The sequence below is a fragment of the Micromonospora sp. CA-240977 genome, assembly GCF_050942285.1.
GTDB lineage: Bacteria > Actinomycetota > Actinomycetes > Mycobacteriales > Micromonosporaceae > Micromonospora.
In genome coordinates, this window is sequence record NZ_CP192055.1 from 2,063,543 (window position 1) to 2,078,686 (window position 15,144).

15 protein-coding genes and 1 pseudogene are annotated in these 15,144 nt (G+C 67.6%); 8 read left to right on the forward strand and 8 right to left on the reverse strand.

The window, feature by feature from the left end:
• Positions 1-90: 90 nt before the first annotated feature.
• The 3 genes from ACQPWW_RS09655 to ACQPWW_RS09665 form a co-directional block, all read right to left on the reverse strand.
• Positions 91-1,266, reverse strand: a complete 1,176-nt coding sequence (locus ACQPWW_RS09655) for a DUF418 domain-containing protein (RefSeq protein ID WP_433131177.1) — start codon at positions 1,264-1,266, stop codon at positions 91-93.
• Between the two features lie 205 nt (positions 1,267-1,471).
• Positions 1,472-1,984 carry a MarR family transcriptional regulator gene (locus tag ACQPWW_RS09660; protein WP_433131179.1) on the reverse strand — a complete coding sequence of 171 codons (513 nt, stop codon included), beginning with the start codon at positions 1,982-1,984 and terminating at the stop codon, positions 1,472-1,474.
• Positions 1,981-2,661 (reverse strand): NADPH-dependent FMN reductase, encoded by a 681-nt coding sequence (locus tag ACQPWW_RS09665; protein ID WP_433131181.1) that lies wholly within the window; start codon positions 2,659-2,661, stop codon positions 1,981-1,983. Before ACQPWW_RS09665 ends, ACQPWW_RS09660 begins: the two co-directional genes overlap by 4 nt.
• A gap of 63 nt (positions 2,662-2,724) precedes the next feature.
• Here ACQPWW_RS09665 and ACQPWW_RS09670 point away from each other — a divergent pair, with 63 nt between their 5' ends.
• Positions 2,725-3,111: a MerR family transcriptional regulator gene (locus tag ACQPWW_RS09670; protein WP_433131183.1), complete on the forward strand. Its 387-nt coding sequence runs from the start codon at positions 2,725-2,727 to the stop codon at positions 3,109-3,111.
• Between the two features lie 498 nt (positions 3,112-3,609).
• Here ACQPWW_RS09670 and ACQPWW_RS09675 read toward each other — a convergent pair.
• The 3 genes and pseudogenes from ACQPWW_RS09675 to ACQPWW_RS09685 form a co-directional block, all read right to left on the reverse strand.
• Positions 3,610-3,870: pseudogene (locus tag ACQPWW_RS09675) on the reverse strand (helix-turn-helix domain-containing protein); the annotation flags it as partial.
• 61 nt (positions 3,871-3,931) lie between these two features.
• Positions 3,932-4,825 (reverse strand): inositol monophosphatase family protein, encoded by an 894-nt coding sequence (locus ACQPWW_RS09680; RefSeq protein WP_433131185.1) that lies wholly within the window; start codon positions 4,823-4,825, stop codon positions 3,932-3,934.
• 244 nt (positions 4,826-5,069) lie between these two features.
• Complete coding sequence (locus tag ACQPWW_RS09685; protein ID WP_433131188.1) at positions 5,070-5,207, reverse strand: hypothetical protein; 138 nt, start codon at positions 5,205-5,207, stop codon at positions 5,070-5,072.
• A gap of 224 nt (positions 5,208-5,431) precedes the next feature.
• Here ACQPWW_RS09685 and ACQPWW_RS09690 point away from each other — a divergent pair, with 224 nt between their 5' ends.
• The 5 genes from ACQPWW_RS09690 to ACQPWW_RS09710 all read left to right on the forward strand — a co-directional run bounded on the left by ACQPWW_RS09690 (position 5,432) and on the right by ACQPWW_RS09710 (position 8,632).
• Complete coding sequence (locus ACQPWW_RS09690; RefSeq protein WP_433131190.1) at positions 5,432-6,076, forward strand: TetR/AcrR family transcriptional regulator; 645 nt, start codon at positions 5,432-5,434, stop codon at positions 6,074-6,076.
• Between the two features lie 389 nt (positions 6,077-6,465).
• Positions 6,466-7,062 carry a sulfite oxidase-like oxidoreductase gene (locus tag ACQPWW_RS09695; RefSeq protein ID WP_433131192.1) on the forward strand — a complete coding sequence of 199 codons (597 nt, stop codon included), beginning with the start codon at positions 6,466-6,468 and terminating at the stop codon, positions 7,060-7,062.
• Complete coding sequence (locus ACQPWW_RS09700; RefSeq protein ID WP_433131194.1) at positions 7,032-7,772, forward strand: ferredoxin reductase; 741 nt, start codon at positions 7,032-7,034, stop codon at positions 7,770-7,772. Before ACQPWW_RS09695 ends, ACQPWW_RS09700 begins: the two co-directional genes overlap by 31 nt.
• A gap of 2 nt (positions 7,773-7,774) precedes the next feature.
• The gene (locus ACQPWW_RS09705) at positions 7,775-8,068 is read left to right on the forward strand and encodes a DUF6510 family protein (RefSeq protein ID WP_433131196.1); all 294 of its coding nucleotides are present in this window, start codon (positions 7,775-7,777) and stop codon (positions 8,066-8,068) included.
• A gap of 153 nt (positions 8,069-8,221) precedes the next feature.
• Positions 8,222-8,632 carry a GNAT family N-acetyltransferase gene (locus tag ACQPWW_RS09710; RefSeq protein ID WP_433131198.1) on the forward strand — a complete coding sequence of 137 codons (411 nt, stop codon included), beginning with the start codon at positions 8,222-8,224 and terminating at the stop codon, positions 8,630-8,632.
• A 283-nt stretch (positions 8,633-8,915) separates the two neighbouring features.
• On the opposite strand, the gene ACQPWW_RS09715 is transcribed toward ACQPWW_RS09710, so the two are convergent.
• Positions 8,916-9,830, reverse strand: a complete 915-nt coding sequence (locus tag ACQPWW_RS09715; protein WP_433131200.1) for an NADP-dependent oxidoreductase — start codon at positions 9,828-9,830, stop codon at positions 8,916-8,918.
• 744 nt (positions 9,831-10,574) lie between these two features.
• On the opposite strand from ACQPWW_RS09715, the gene ACQPWW_RS09720 reads away from it, so the two are divergent.
• Positions 10,575-10,880: a hypothetical protein gene (locus ACQPWW_RS09720; RefSeq protein ID WP_433131202.1), complete on the forward strand. Its 306-nt coding sequence runs from the start codon at positions 10,575-10,577 to the stop codon at positions 10,878-10,880.
• A 331-nt stretch (positions 10,881-11,211) separates the two neighbouring features.
• The gene (locus tag ACQPWW_RS09725) at positions 11,212-11,349 is read left to right on the forward strand and encodes a hypothetical protein (RefSeq protein ID WP_433131204.1); all 138 of its coding nucleotides are present in this window, start codon (positions 11,212-11,214) and stop codon (positions 11,347-11,349) included.
• Between the two features lie 5 nt (positions 11,350-11,354).
• Here ACQPWW_RS09725 and ACQPWW_RS09730 read toward each other — a convergent pair whose 3' ends face one another.
• Positions 11,355-14,942: a tetratricopeptide repeat protein gene (locus ACQPWW_RS09730; RefSeq protein ID WP_433131206.1), complete on the reverse strand. Its 3,588-nt coding sequence runs from the start codon at positions 14,940-14,942 to the stop codon at positions 11,355-11,357.
• Positions 14,943-15,144 lie beyond the last annotated feature (202 nt).

A 15,144-nucleotide genomic window follows, 5' to 3' on the forward strand; every position in this document is an offset into this window, starting at 1 on the left:
CCTGTCGAACTCCGCGCGCAAGTGGCCTCGGGCACCTGCGGGGGTCCACGCCCGGGTTGGCATCCTGGCCTGATCGTCCTGGCGGAACCGTCAGACCGGGTCGGCGGCGCGGAGCCGTGGCCACCGTTGCTCGGTCCAGGCCCGCAACAGCCACTCCACCGGTCCGTACCGGAACCGGGCCATCCACGCCGCGCTGGCGGCGAGCTGCGCACCGTAGATGGCGACCGCGATGAGGATGACGACAGCAGGCGCGACGGTGCCGGCGAGGCCCAGTCCGACGCCGGTGAAGACCAGCACGCAGAGCAGCGATTGACCCAGGTAGTTCGACAGGGACATCCGTCCGGCCGGCGCGAGGACGGCGACGACCCGCCGTCCCCGGCTGGTCTGGAAAAACTGGAGAACGGTGGCGGTGTACGCGGCCGCGAGCAGCGGCGCGGTGAGTACGCCCGCCGTCAGCCCGGTCAGGTTGGAGGTGCCCCCACCCGCGGCGAAGATCACCGCACCGGCCAGGCCGATCGGATAGCCCAGCTGCTGCACCCGGCGCAGGAGCTGCCGGTTCCCGACGACGTCGGTGAGTAGCCGGCGTCGCCCCGCCGCGTAGCCGAAGAGGAAGGCCGAGAGGGCGAGCGGCCCCTGCACGAGGAGCGTGCCGAGCATCGCCGGCAGTTGGCGTACGTGCTCGGCGACCACCGACCCGATCCCGCCCTGGAGTGCCTCGGTGGACCGCTGCCCCGCCGCGAGCGCCGTCGCCGGGTCGGTGACCAGCTGGGTCCCGCCGACGGCGGCGAGCGCGAGGACGAAACCGATCCCGCCGGTCAGCAGTACGGCGGCGCGCAGGGCGGTCCCGACGGCGACTCGTCGCATGGCGAGCAGGACCAGGCCGAGCAGTGCGTACGTGGTCAGGATGTCGCCCTGGAACAGCAGCACCGCGTGCAGGATGCCGAGCACGAAGAGCCCGACCAGCCGTCGCCGGAACCGGGGAGCGAAGTCGACGCCGCGCCGTGCGGCGGAGTCGAGTTGGAGCGTGAAGCTGTAGCCGAACAGGAAGGAGAAGAGCAGGTACGCCTTCATCGCGAAGAGCAGCTCGACCAGCCACCGAACCGCCTGGTCGCCCCACGAGTCGTGGGCGGGATCCGCCACCAGATGGAAGGGATAGCCGGAGGCGAAGAAGGCGATGTTGACAATCAGGATGAGGAGCAGCGCCACGGCGCGTAGCGCGTCGACGTCGGCGATCCGGGAGAACGTCCCGGACGACCCCTCATTCACGACTGGCGGGTCTTTGATGGAGAACTTCACGCGGCTACCCCCGTAACGACGACCAGGAAATCGAATTCGATGGCTCCCTCCGACCCTATGAAGCGGCAAATCCAGGTGACAGCCGGTGAGCGGGAATGTCGCGGGTGGGGCAGGCCCTACCCCCGGGGGCGTCCTGAGGGGTTTGGTTGCTCACCGGGCAAGGCCCGAGCGCTTCTCAAGCAAGCTTCACGGCTTCCGTCTCCGGCACCAGGGTGGTGTTGGCGATGAGTTTGTGCAGCACTCTCAGCGCCGCGACGTAGTCCGCGTCGTCGATGTCGCGGTGGATCAGCGCCCGGATCTCGGGAGCGGACTGCTTCATCTGCAGGCGAGCTGCCTCGCCGGCATCGGTGATTCGTAGGCAGCCGTCGTGATCTTTTTGGAGCCATCCGAGGCCAAGGAGCACCTCGGCTTCGCTCGCGAGGTCGTCGTCGTGGCGGATGTACTCCGTCATGGCTTGCTGAAGCTGGGGAATGGTCATTGCTGCGCCGTCGTCAGGTGCGAGGTCGTGAGGGGATAGGTGGCGCAGGATCCAGAACTGCGGCTGCGTGAAGCCGCGCTTGGCCTGCTCGTCACGGGTGAACCGGATGATGGACTCGTACGCCAGCCGCGTCCAGTACGCGGCCACCTGGTTGGCGTCGGCCTGCATCGGGAGGGCCATCACTGCTCCTTCGATATCGTTCGGGGTCATGCGTGCACCGGGTAGGGCGATCTGGTGCGAGCTTGGCGCAAGGCCGTCGCCCACCAGGCGAGCTGGTCCAGCAGCGCCTGCGCCGCCGCTGCGGACTCTTCTTCGTCGACCGGCCGGCCGTTCTCTCCGAAGGTCTCCCAGACCATCGGGAAGCTGACGGTGTCCCGAATGGTGACGGCGTGCATCTCGGCAAGCACCAGCCGGAGGGCTTCGACCGCGCGTACCCCGCCCGATCGTCCGCCGTAGGAGACGAAGCCGACCGGCTTCGCGCGCCACTGGCTGAAGTGCCAGTCGATGAGGCTCTTGATGGACGCCGGAAAGCTGTGGTTGTACTCGGGGGTGACGACGACGAACGCGTCGGCCGACTCCAGCCTCGACGTCACATTCATCAGCTCAGACGGGGGGTCGTTCGTGAGCCCCAGCGGGAGCGAGGCGGTTGCAAGGTCGATCAGATCGACATCAGATCGACCGTGCCTCTTCGCCTCGTCGGAAAACCACGAGGCGACCGCGGCGCCAAGACGGCCCTCGCGGACGCTCGCAACTACGACTGCCAGCCTGAGAGCGCGCTCTGGAAGCACCTGCGTTTGCTCCGCCGACGGGCGGGACTGCGTGCCCGCGTTCTCGCTGACCGGCACGGTCGCGGCCCCTGGGCCACCACTGTCTCCTGGGATCTGCATACAGCTGATGCTGGACTTTCAACAAAGGTTGAAGTCAAGAGCGCGTTGCAGCATGTTAGGAACATGACCACCACGACGCAGGCCCCGCCATCGTTCACGCTCACCGTCAAAGACGTTGCCGACGCGAGCCACGTCGCTCCGTCCGCGGTGCGCTTCTACGAAGAGCACGGTCTGATCCACGCACGCCGAACCACCGGGAACCAGCGCCGGTTCGACGAGAACGCCGCCTGCCGCATCCGGTTCGCCCGACTCGCTCAGCGAGTCGGGCTGACAGTCCGGGAGATCGCCGACGTCTTCCAGGCGCTACCCGAGAAGCCGTCGGCGCAGGACTGGGCGCGGGTCTCCGACTCACTGGTTGCTGAGGCGGAGGCGCGCGTGGCGGACCTGCGCCGCGACCTCGACGCCCTCCAAACGGTCACAACCAGGTGCACTACCGGAATCGTACGGTGAGGAACAGGCGATCCTCCTGCCACCGGCAACAGCATGCCGCCATCGACCGACACTTCTCGAACACGCTCTTAGACGAAAGCGGATTTACTGATCTGCGACTTAATGCGGTCCTGACGGTTAGCCCCGCCGCCAGTCAATTGGTCGCAGCCTGAATCGGTGCGTGCGTCTCGGTGTGCATCGGTACGGGCACGGATTCGCGCCGGCCTGCACCGCCACCAGCAACACTCCCTCGCCCGAGACCGACCTGCCGGCGCTGGGCATTGATCAGCCGCGTCGTCGATGCTTGCTAAAACTTCAGGTCAACGCGTTGCCAGGGCGCCATAGTGCGGGGAGAACGAGCAGGCCTTACCGAGACGACCGATAGGATGGGGGCAGCCGAATCTCATCGCTCCGGCGTGTCTTTCCACCATGCGAGCCGACCTTCGTCTGATCGGCAGCGGGGGCGGTGGGCAAAGGACGAGGAAGACGATAGATGACCTTGAAGCGAAAGATCACGGCGGTGCCGTCCAGGATCGCGTAGGCGAGGGTGCGGATGCGCCGCATCGCGGTGTCCAGGCCGTCGGCGGATGTGCTGAGCAGGGTGATCGCTTCTTGGACGTAGCGCCAGGCGGTGGCGACCCCGATCTTGAAGCCGGCCGCGAGGCGGACGTAGGCGTCGCCGTTGCGGAGATGAGCCAGGGCGAGCAGGGCTTGCCGGCCGGGCTCCAGACGCCGCCACCGCGATTGGCGCTGCTTGCGGTGGCTGCGGATGCGTCGCATCCATCGCCCATCGGGCAGGTTGGCCGGACCCGTCGACCTGACAGAAGATCGGCCAAGTTGGCTATCGGCCTTCGGTCGATGGATGAGCGCCGTTCCTGAGGACTTCGAGTGCTGCGGCATGCATGGGGCCGCTGCGCGCGAATAGAGCTGGCCCGGGAGTGGGCTGTGCCTGCCCGTCGAGCCCGCTGTAGCGCCCGCCCGCCTCTTCAACGATGAGCGAGGTGGCTGCGTAGTCCCACACCTGTCCCCGAGCCTGGATGGCGAGGTCCAACTTTCCGCTCGCCACTAGCAGCGCGGCATGGGTGCTCCACGGCACGGTCGATGTCATGACGCTCAGCGGCGCTATCATCTCGCGTTCAGCCGGGAGGAGTTCGTCGTCGGTGGGGATCACGCCGAGTCGACTTCCGGGTAGGGCGTCCCATCTATCGACGTCGACGGTGATCCGTCGCTCGTCGATCGCCGTCGGTCCGGAGAAGTCCGCTCGGAATGCTCCGCCGCCCCGCTGCGCCCACCAGATGCTCCCTTGAGCGGGTACCGCTGCCACTCCGACGACGATCTCGCCAGCCTCTTCTAACGCGACGAGCACCAGCCACCGGTCGTCACCAGCGATGAACAAAGCGGTCCCGTCGATCGGGTCAACGATCCAACGGCGCCTGCCCCGACCGCTTTGCCCTTCCTCTTCGCCGAGGACGGCATCGTCGGGCCGCGCGTCGGCCAACACCTCTCGGATAGCCGCTTCGACAGCGCGATCAGCTTCCGTCACCACGCTGCCGTCCGACTTGAGCTCCCGAGGCAGCTGAGCGAGGGTTGCAAAGTACCGCAGACCCACTGCGGCGCCGGTCAGAGCAGCACGGCGAGCAAGCAATAGATCATTTTCCATGATCGCCATTATGCCTAGGGCGGGGCCACGCACGCAGGTAGCCAGCTGCGTGTGCACCGGCATCTCCAGGATCATCGCCGGCATCCGCAATCGCGGGCGTAGGTGTCGCCGCCGCGAGATCAGCCAGGGCGGCGCTGCTTGCGGTGGCTGCGAGTGCGATCGGCGAGTGGTTCAGGGCCCGGCTGAACAACGGGGTCGTGGCGGGGTAGGACAGCATGGCGAGGCTCCCGGCCGGGGCTGTGGGCGTTGCCGCCGGAGGCCGTCGGGAGCGGCAGCGCCCGGTCGGGTTGGCGGCTGTCGGCTACCTGGCCCGCACTGGCTAGGCCAACCGCGGGGTCTGCCGTCGCGCCAGTGCGGCGTACCGGCCGTCGAGCACCATCAACTCCTCGTGGTCGCCGCGCTCGATGATCTGGTCCGCCGGTCGGCGATGTGCGGCGACCCCCGGCGCGCCGCTCACGACGCCGCAGCGCGCAATTTTTGGGCAGCTTGGTTAATGAGGACCATATGGTCCAACAATAGGCTTACCCTGTTGATGATCCCGGTGCCGGCATGCGCTCAGCTAAGCTGGCGAAGCACATGTTCGTCCTTCCCGAGCACGTCAATGCACCATAAGATCAGATGGACTCCAAGGTCCCATTCTTCTTGGATTATCCGAGCCGCGGCGCTGGATACACTTGACCGATGGGCGACGAGCAGGTGGCTGCGCCGACGAGGCAGCGGAGGATCAGTCAGCGGGGTGCCGCGACGCGGGAGCGGATCCTCGAGGCGGCGAACCGGCTGATGTTCGTGCGCGGAGTGAACGCGACGACCCTCGACGACGTCCGCGAGGCAAGCCAGACGAGCAAGTCTCAGCTTTACCACCACTTCGCCGACAAGCAGGAGCTCGTGCGCGCGTTGGTCAGATACCGGGGCGCGCTTGTGCTTCAGCGCGAGCGTGGAGGGCTCGAACGACTGAGATCGTTCTCAGGGCTGGTCCGCTGGCGTAACGCGCTTGTCCAGGCCAACTCGCTGAACAACGGCAAGTACGGGTGCGGTCTCGGGTCGATGGCTGTCGAGCTGTCCGACCAGGATGAGCAGGCTCGATCCATGCTGTCGGAGACGTTTGCGGCATGGGAAAAACTGATCAGTGATGGTCTGCACCGCATGCGGGACAGCGGCGCCCTGCGCCAGGACGCCGACCCGGAAAAGTTGGCCACGGGGTTGATGGCAGCTTTGCAGGGCGGCTACCTGCTGGCGAACGCCGCGCACGACGTCGCACCCATGGAAGTTGCCCTGGACATGGCGCTGGAACACATCAAATCGTTCCTCTCGAAACCGTCCGGCTAACTCCACGATCTCGCGGTCCGGCCGAACCGAACCAACCCGGAACGAACCCTAGTGTGCCGAATGGACGTCATAGTCCTTTATTCTTCGCCGGGAGAGCTGTCCGGCAAGCAAACCACGCACGCCAGGAACGTCATACGCACAGCTTCTGCCCCAGTTGCCGATGTGCACCGAGGTTTGCCGGCCGGTGCCGGGCGAGCGTACTCTGGACTTGATGGTCCAGACGGCATGCGGTGGAGGCAAGCGATGACGTTCCCACCGCGGAGAATCTCAGCACCGGGGCCCTCGCTGACGATGACGTCATGGGCGGGCACCACATCGACATCCACCGGCCGAGTGGAGGCACGGGCGGCAGCGGGATCGCGGCCGACCGGACACCTCGGGAAGGGCACATGGCACTGATCACACGCGGTTTCGGTGGCCGCAGACGCGACGACACCGACCTCCCGCCCGGCCAGTACCGCACTGACGACTTCCCGGTGCTGTCCGCGGGACCGACACCGCGCATCGCCCTCGACAAGTGGGAGCTTGTTGTCGTCACCGAGACCGGCCTGCGGAGCACGTGGTCGTGGACGGAGTTCACAGCCCTCCCTACCGACGAGCCGACCGTAGACATCCATTGCGTCACGCACTGGTCCAAGTTCGGCACGAGCTGGCGGGGCGTCTCGGTGGACACGTTGCTGGCCGACGTCGAGACTGCGGCCGAGTACGTCGTCGCCCATTCCTACGGCGGCTACACCACGAACATCCCGCTCGAGGACCTGCTCGACGGCCAGGCCTGGGTGGCGTACGAGTTCGACGGTGAGCCGCTGGTTCCGGTGCACGGTGGGCCAGCTCGTCTCCTCGTTCCTCACCTGTACTTCTGGAAGAGCGCGAAATGGCTGCGCGCTCTGGAATTGCGTCTCGACGACGAGCCCGGGTTCTGGGAGACGGCCGGCTACCACAACTACGGGGACCCATGGCGCGAGCAGCGATACCTGGCAGACTGACCTGGCAGCCGGCGACCGTCGCCGCCACCCGCGCGGAGACTGCGACGGCGCGGACCCTGGTCCTCGACGTCGTCGGCTGGACAGGTCACGTGCCGGGCCAGCACGTCGACGTCCGGTTGACGGCTCCCGACGGCTACACGGCGTACCGCAGCTACTCGATCTCGTCCGCCCCGGGGCCCGACCGCCTCGAGGTGACCGTCCAGGCGGTGACCGACGGTGAGGTCTCGCCGTACCTTGTCAACGTTGCGGAGCCGGGTGACCAGCTCGAGATTCGTGGGCCGCTCGGCGGCTGGTTCGTGCGCCGACCCGCTGATCCGCGCCCGGCGTTGCTGATCGGCGGCGGGTCCGGCGTGGCACCGCTGATGTCGATGGTGCGTGCGGCGACGAGTCCCACCAGGCTGCTCTACTCGACGCGATCCCCGTTCGATGCGCTGTTCACCGCCGATCTTGCAACTGCGCGAGCCGCGGACGATAGCCACGTCGCGGTCACGCACGTCTACACCAGGGTCGCGCCCGCCGGCTGGCCAACCCCACCCCGACGACTGGACGCCGACGCCCTCGCCCGCGTCGCCTGGCCCCAAGATGCCGACGCTGTGGCGTTCGTCTGCGGGCCTACCGGATTCGTGGAGGCGGTTGCCGACCTCCTCGTCGACATCGGCCACGATCCGGCGAACATCCGCACCGAACGTTTCGGACCCACCGGAGGATGACCATGCCGACCACGAACGTCGGAGCCGACGACGCACCCTGGGTGGACGGTAACGCCCTCGCCGGACCGCTCGGCGAGATCATGGGGACCGACCTCACCGTTGCCGAGCTCACCTGCGCCGGGTGCCGGACGCCCCGTCCGCTGGCCGCGATGCGCGTGTTCGACCGGGCGCCCGGCCTCGTCGCCCGATGTCCCGGCTGCGGGGACGTCGTCATGCGCATGGTGCGCACGGCCGGCCGTGTCCTGGTCGACCTGCGCGGGTCGCTCGTCCTCAGCCTCCCGCTGCCGATTGCCTGAGCGCTAAGAATCCGCTCAGTCGTGACGCAACCAGACGTAGCCGACGTCCGACGTCGGTCACCCAATAGTCCGAGGCGGAGTACTCCTACCGCTTTATCCGAGCTGACTGGGCACACCCAGGTCGCCGACCAGACGCGAGATTCAGGAGACAACATGGCGGGCAACGACGAAGTCATGATCACGTTGACCAGTCCCGGGGAAGATTCGCGTGGCTCAAACCTGTCGGGAGCCACCGCGTCCGACGCGGACGACCTCGTCATCACCGACAACAGTGAACTCGGGATCTACGAGGCCGCGATCGGGGGCCGGACAGCCGCTGGGCTCGTCTACAGCCAGGTCGGGGGCCGCGTCATTCTGTTGGCGACATCCGTGCTCCCCGAGTTTCGGGGCAGGGGAGTAGGCGCAAGGCTCATCAGCGGCGTCCTCGACGAGTTGCGCAGGCAGCGGAAGACCGCCACCGTCACGTGTCCGTTCACGGCAGCATTCGTCGATGCTCATCCGGAGTACGCCGACGTTCTGGATCCGGCTTTCCCTCGATCGCACGCAACTGGGCACGGGCATTGAGCACGCGTCCTGGCGTCTGAACGCGCCCCCGGCCGCTCTCCCGGCGGGACCGGGCTGCGGACGTGTACGAGGTCCGCAGCCCAGCGGGTGTGATCCCGGCGTTACGTCTGGGGGTCAATCACAGCCGGCCCTGATGTCGACGTCGGCAATGGCGCCGGTTACGCCGGGTGCCCGCCCAGATAGCGGACGAGTCCCCTGACGTCTTCCGGTACGGGTGGCCCGAACTGGCCACGGGTTGACGCTGATCCACGAGGAGGGCAGAACGCATGCTGTCCCCGAATTCTCAGGGACGAACGCGGATGATCTTCTTCCCGGTGATCCGCTCGCGCGGACTGAAAGCGGCGGGGTCGTCGAGGGCCGTGACGTGGCCGATGTTCGTCCGGAGTCGTCCGTCCCGGACCCGCTGGACGACCTCACCCAGTTGAGCGCGATCGGACACGACGACGAAGTCGACAGCCAGGCCGTCGGCGGGTCGCGCCTCCGGCGGCCCGACGACGGACACCAGGGTTCCTCCGGCTCGAATCAGGCCCGCGGACCGCTTCCCGATGTCCCCGCCAATGACGTCGAAGACCAGATCGACTCCGCCGACATCTTCGAGGACGTCGTTCTCGAGGTCGACGAACTCCTGCGCGCCGAAGTCGAGCGCCGTCTGACGGTCGGCGGCGCGCCCGGTGCCGATGACGTAAGCGCCGGCCTCACGTGCGAGCTGCGCCACCATTGAACCGACCGCGCCGGCCGCGCCGTGCACGAGGACACCCTGCCCCGCCTGAAGGCGGCCGTGCTCGAACAGTCCCTGCCACGCGGTCAGGCCCGAGATCGGCAGGCTCGCGCCCACCGTGAAGTCGACGTCGCCGGGCAGCGGGGCGAGATTGCGCGCCTCGACGGCCACATACTCCGCCAGGGTGCCGTCGCGATTCCAGTCCGTGAGGCCGAACACGCGCTGTCCCACCGACAGTCCGGTCGTGCCATAGCCGAGAGCGGTGACGACTCCGGCCAGCTCGTGCCCGGGGATCGACGGCGTCCGGTCACGGCCGAGGCGATCGGTCCAGGTCGAGGGCCACGCCAACTCTGTCGGGACGAATCCCGACGCATGAACCTGAACGACGACGTCGTTCAGCGCCGCGTCCGGCTCGGGCCGCTCCGCCAGCGTCATCCCGGCCATTCCCGCGGCCTCGTCCGTCACTACGATCGCCAACATTCGGCGCCTCCCTGTATCCAGTCCTCGTTCGCACGGTCACGAGGTGCACGTTTCGTTTCACAAGCATCAGCGGCGCCAGGCCTCGATGTCCCACCACGTTGATCGGTAGCGGTTGTGGCGCGAGGGTGTCGAGGAACGAGCGCGACAGCGAAATCGTCGGTAAGGCGATGCCAGGGGTCGAGGCCCTGCTGGCGCGACCCCCGACGTTACGTTTCGAGGGTCAGTTGCGGCCCGCCATGGCGTCAACGTCGACGATGGTGACTCGGCGGGTCGTGGCAAGGCCCATGTCGCTGCTGCCGCCGACGACCACTTTACGGCCCTCGAAACGCTCACTCATGACAGTTGGCCCCTTCCCCGCCGAATCGCGATTTGTGTGGGCAGCCCCCGGTGCCCCGGCAGGGGCGCGGTGTCCGTGGACGTGGCGCCGGTGGGCAAGCCGGACAGTTCGTCGCTGGCGGAGGCACCCAGTCGGACGCCCCGAACCTAGTCGGAGTGAAACTGGTCCGTCAAGTCCACTCTGTGAATCAAGCCGATGCCACGGATGTGGTGAATACTCGCAGGCAGCCAAGCCAGAGCGAAGGTGTCGCTCCGGCCATCCCTGAAGAATTAGTTGGACGATATGGTCCCTAGAGGCGTGGGTGGCGAGGATGCAGCCGGTCCGCAGGGGTGCTGTACATTCGCGCGTCCGGGCGCGTCTCACCTCGTGCCCCAGCTTCGCGCTGAAAGGCCGGGAAGGGGAGAGCTGTGCCCCAGCCGACCCAGTGCCGCAAGAACCGGGAAGCCGTTTCGCGGCTCGACCCGGAGCAGTGCCGCGTGACCCGGCAGGACGGCAGCGAGCGCCCGTTCGGCAACGCCTGCTGGGACGACGCCGACAAGAGCCTGCCCATGCGGGAGTACGCCGGCTTGATCTGGATCGAAGACAAGCCCGGCATTCGCCTGCGCATTCTCGCCAGGTCCCTCGATGAAGCGGAAACCAGCGTGATCGAGAAGTACGGAGACGGGCACGTCGTCTCCATCTGGAGCGAAGAAGACGCATCGAGCGCCCGATGATGCTGCCTCCCGCACCGCTCCACGCCTGACGACGGCACCCGACCACCTCCGCTCGGCACCCGCGCGCCGTGTCACGCAGCAGGTGGAGGCCACCGCGTCGGGGCATCCAGGCGGAGGCGGACAGCCGGCTCCCGGCCCTGGTCACCTGTACGGGAATGAGTTCGATCTCCCACGTCGATGCCACCGACGCAGCGTCCCGGGCCTTGCGGCCACATTCTGACCGTGTCGGCCGGCTCGCTGTCCACGGTTGTCCCGGCACGTGGTGGGACACCCGTGGGCCGCGGTTCGCTCTCCTCAAACGCCGAACGGCGACCCACGGTGAGGAGTTCCGATGAGTGTGAATCCGCAGGATGCGGCAGTGGTTGCGGCGGCGCTCAACTTGCTGACCGCCGTCGTCAAGGTCGCGGGCGACCTGCTGGCGCGTCGCCGGCACCGCAACGGGCGGCCGACCCCGGGCGAGGGCCGTTGACCGTGTCAAGCATCTTCGGTCAGTTCCTGCAGACTTGGCACCTCGATGTCCAGGCCCTCGGCGGTCCGCTGCGCCTCCGACAGCAGATCCTGCGCCGCTGTCAGGTCCTCCAGCTCGACCATGACGCCGGCCTGCAGAACGGTGGCCTGCGTGAAGAGCAGCCTCACCCTGGGCTCGGCCGACATCGACAGGAGCGAGGTCAGATCGTTACGGCACCTGGCCAGCATCTGGGCGGCCTGGTCGACATCGTCGGTCAGTTGCGCGCCGAATATCAGGGCGACGCAGAGCGCTCCGGCACATCCCGCGCGCTCGTCGGGGCTCGTGAGGCCGTCGACCAACTCGATGATCTCCCGGCAGTCGGCGGCCTGGGCGTCGTCATCGCTCAGGTCCAGGCCGGCGAGGGCGTCGAAGCGTACGGCCAGGGCCCGGGCTCGCAACCCGGCCAGCCGGTCGTCCCGGTGCCGCACCGCGGCCCCGGAGCCGGCCACGGCGGCGTTCAGCGCTTCCAGCGCGTCTGCGTGACGTCCCTCCTGCACGCCGACGACACCGATCACGAAAAGTGTCTCCACGAATCGTCGACGGACGTCGACGACAAGGCGCGGAGCGGAGAGTACGGCCCGCAGATCGGGCACGAGGTCGGCGACCGGCCCGATCGTGCCGCCATCGAGGAAGTGTTTGATCACCTCCAGGATCAGGAAGACGTAGCAGTCCTGGCAGTAGCCGGGCGTGGTGGCGTAATGCTCGCGCAGCATGCTGATCAGCGCGAACGATGTCGTCCAGAAGTCGTCGATCAGGTGCCAGGTGCGTTGCGCGTTGGCCACACCACGGGTCGAGTAGACGAAGTCCAGCGGGTGGCTGTCGTCGCGCAAGGACTCGTACCAGTCCCAGATCGCGTTCAGTTGCTCTTGCGCCGCCGCCGCGAGCGCCGTCCGTTGTTCGTCGCTTTCCGCGGCCGAGTAGGACCGAGCCAGCTTGCCGATCTCCAGATCCGCCCGCGCCACCAACGGCCACGGCTGCGCCACCTCCCCGTCCAGGGTCAGGCCGTACGCCGCGTAATTGGCGCTCGACTCGGCGTCCTCCTTGATCAGCTGGCCGAATCGGGTTTGCGCCTCGAACCCGCCGCTGGTGAGGACGACAAGCGCCCAGGCACGAGTCGCCGCCGCGCGGTCCCCGGCGCTCTCGTAGATGAACCCGAGCAGATTGCCGGCGTAGATGTCGCCTCGGTCGAACGCCTCGCGGGCCAGTTTCACGGCGCCCGCGTAGTCGCCCTTGTGGGCGAGCATTCTCGCCAGACCATTTCTGGTCCAGGGACTCTGCTGGGGGAGTGCTCGCACCATCTCGATGGCCGTGTCGGTGCTCTCCGCCGAGGCTAGGAGACGCTTCACCTCTGCGGAGAGGTAAACCTCGCGAACAGTTTCGACGATGAAGGGCGTGCCGTCGTCGCGTTCTCCGAGTTCGCCGATCTGAACCGAGATTCCGGTCAACAGAGGACATCCGTATATACCGTCGAGCACCCGGCCAGGCGGCCTGACCCGGAAGATGAGAGTGCTGGCGTCGCGGGTGAGGCCGGTGCCTTCTTTGGTCCACCTGCCGGCGGGCAGGCCGTCGCCGTCGATGCCGGCGTAACGGAAGACCTCGGGAACCGTCTCGGGGTCGATCCTGCTTGTGGCCTCGTTGACCTGGGCCAGTTGGGCCCGCAGGGCGCTGGCCTCGGCCTCGCGTCCCGTCCGCTCCAGAAACTCGAAAAGCTGATCCATCTTCCGGTATCGGTTCGCGGTATAGACGAAACACTGGGTGGCGTCACCGATCATGTCGCGCCGCTCCAGGAAGAAACCCAGCGCGGTGACCGCGTCCTCGGTGCTCGCCTCGGCCGCCTTGCGTAACACCCGCTCCGCCTCGCTGAGTGCGCCGGCCTGTTCCAGTTTCTCCGCCAGCAGCAGGCTGGACTCCTCCTCGCCGCGGTCCGCGCCGAGCCGCAGCAGATCGAGACCCTCGGCCTCCCGCCCGAAGCGCAGCAGCAGGGTCGCCAGGTCGTGGCAGGCGCCGTCGTCCGACGCGCTTACGGCCTGCCTCAGCACCGTGAGCATCTCCAGCCAACGTTCCTGCGTTTCCAGCAGACGCGCCAGCCGGATTCGGCCGGTCGGGCTCTCGTAGGAAGCCCGCCTGAGCAGCCCTTCGGCGAATTGGAGCAGGCCGCGCCCGTACGCGCGATCCGCGACCTCCACGATGTCGGCGGTCGATGGCAGGTGTTCCACGTAGCAACGCCATACCTCAGCCGTTGGCACGACGTTGCGGCGCGCGTTGCTCGCATACTGCAACAGGTAGTCGGCGACGACGTATCGAGACACCTGTCCCATGTCTTCGGCCAGGGGCTCCAGCGTCGCGGTGGCACCGTTCAGCTTCTCGGTCGCGTAGCGTAGGGCGTCGTCCAGCCAGGAGGGTCCGGCCCGGGCCCGCACTCGTGGGGAACAGTAGAGCGGCGTCAGCCTTCGCAGCATCTCGACCGTGAGGCTGTCCCGGCCACCGAGCCGAGCGAGATCCACCGCGGCCTCGAGCAGGGCTCGGCTGATCTCGTCGGCGTGCCGCCATCGGGCTACCAGCTGGGGTGCCGCCGCCAGTACCTGGGTGGTGCCGTAGTCGTCCGAGCGCAGCGCCGCGGCGATCCGATCATCCTGCCGTGCCGCCTCCTCCCCGCGCGTACGTTCGTCGGCGGTGAACGAGTCGTTCAGAGCGACCACGTGCGCGAGCTCGATCAGGCGGCGTTGCGCCGCCTTGGCTGCGTCGCCCCCCGTGCCGTCGTCCTTCATGATCGCGGCGTACGTCTGCGACCAGAGCGTACCCACGATCACGACCTGTGGTGCTCCTTCGATCATGAGCTTGAGCAGGGCCGGCGTCACCCCGTCGTCCGCATTCAGGAAGAGGCGGAACTCGTCGAGCCAGATGACGGTCTCGGTGGAGATCTCGCCGTCCAGCGCGGTCAGCGAGTCGGCGTCCAGTGGCGCTTCCAGCCGCCAATCCGGGAGTAGACGCAGCATGGCCTCGTACAGTGATCGGCTCTTGCCGGCCGCGGAGTTGCCCGTGACGAGAAGGAAACCGCCGGTCTCGGCGAGGGCTGCCATCGTGGCGCGGATCCCGCCGGGGCCGATGTCGGCATCGCGCTCGACGTACGGAGGCAGGATCGTGCGGGGCGCAGCCGCGCCGTCGATCGCGGGGTGCACTCCCAGCTTGATGGGATCGGCCTCACCCACGCGCAGAACGGCGCGCTCCGGAACCGTGGACCGTAAGCGACGCAGGGCGTCGAGCCAGTAATCCTCATTGGGGCGAGGACGCAGCCGGGGAAGCCTGAGCAGCGTACGGAGCGCGGCTTCGCTCGGGAGGCGCTTGCCGGCAAGGACGGCCTGGAGTGTGCTCCTCGGCACGACCTGGAGCTGTTTGTCGTACGGGGTCAGTCCATCCTGGGACCGCAGCAGTTCGGTGGTCGCGCGTTCGGCCGCACGCAGCGTGTAGGACGCCAGCATCAGCTCCTTCAGCGCTGCCGCCAGGTTTTGCTGCGTGTCGAGGGAAGGCTCCGGATGTCCCAATGGTGCGGTCATCTGCGACTCTCCTCATCGCCGACGTTGCACCCAACGTAGGCGAGCGGAAACGCAGGTGGTACCTCCGATCGAACGGTCACCGCTCCCGTACGACCGGCACCGGGCCTGTGACTACGGCTGTGCCGGTCCGCCAACGGGGTGACTGCGCTAGCGCATCAGCTCAGCGTCGTGGCGGTTCATACACCTCGACGACCCGGCGAAC

Coding starts and splice junctions, on each gene's coding strand:
- ACQPWW_RS09730 (WP_433131206.1), bottom strand. CDS start 14,942: ATGACCGCACCATTGGGACATCCGGAGCCTTCCCTCGACACGCAGCAA.
- ACQPWW_RS09715 (WP_433131200.1), bottom strand. CDS start 9,830: ATGTTGGCGATCGTAGTGACGGACGAGGCCGCGGGAATGGCCGGGATG.
- ACQPWW_RS09680 (WP_433131185.1), bottom strand. CDS start 4,825: ATGATCCTGGAGATGCCGGTGCACACGCAGCTGGCTACCTGCGTGCGT.
- ACQPWW_RS09710 (WP_433131198.1), top strand. CDS start 8,222: ATGGCGGGCAACGACGAAGTCATGATCACGTTGACCAGTCCCGGGGAA.
- ACQPWW_RS09705 (WP_433131196.1), top strand. CDS start 7,775: ATGCCGACCACGAACGTCGGAGCCGACGACGCACCCTGGGTGGACGGT.
- ACQPWW_RS09700 (WP_433131194.1), top strand. CDS start 7,032: ATGGCGCGAGCAGCGATACCTGGCAGACTGACCTGGCAGCCGGCGACC.
- ACQPWW_RS09725 (WP_433131204.1), top strand. CDS start 11,212: ATGAGTGTGAATCCGCAGGATGCGGCAGTGGTTGCGGCGGCGCTCAAC.
- ACQPWW_RS09660 (WP_433131179.1), bottom strand. CDS start 1,984: ATGACCCCGAACGATATCGAAGGAGCAGTGATGGCCCTCCCGATGCAG.
- ACQPWW_RS09690 (WP_433131190.1), top strand. CDS start 5,432: ATGGGCGACGAGCAGGTGGCTGCGCCGACGAGGCAGCGGAGGATCAGT.
- ACQPWW_RS09695 (WP_433131192.1), top strand. CDS start 6,466: ATGGCACTGATCACACGCGGTTTCGGTGGCCGCAGACGCGACGACACC.
- ACQPWW_RS09665 (WP_433131181.1), bottom strand. CDS start 2,661: ATGCAGATCCCAGGAGACAGTGGTGGCCCAGGGGCCGCGACCGTGCCG.
- ACQPWW_RS09670 (WP_433131183.1), top strand. CDS start 2,725: ATGACCACCACGACGCAGGCCCCGCCATCGTTCACGCTCACCGTCAAA.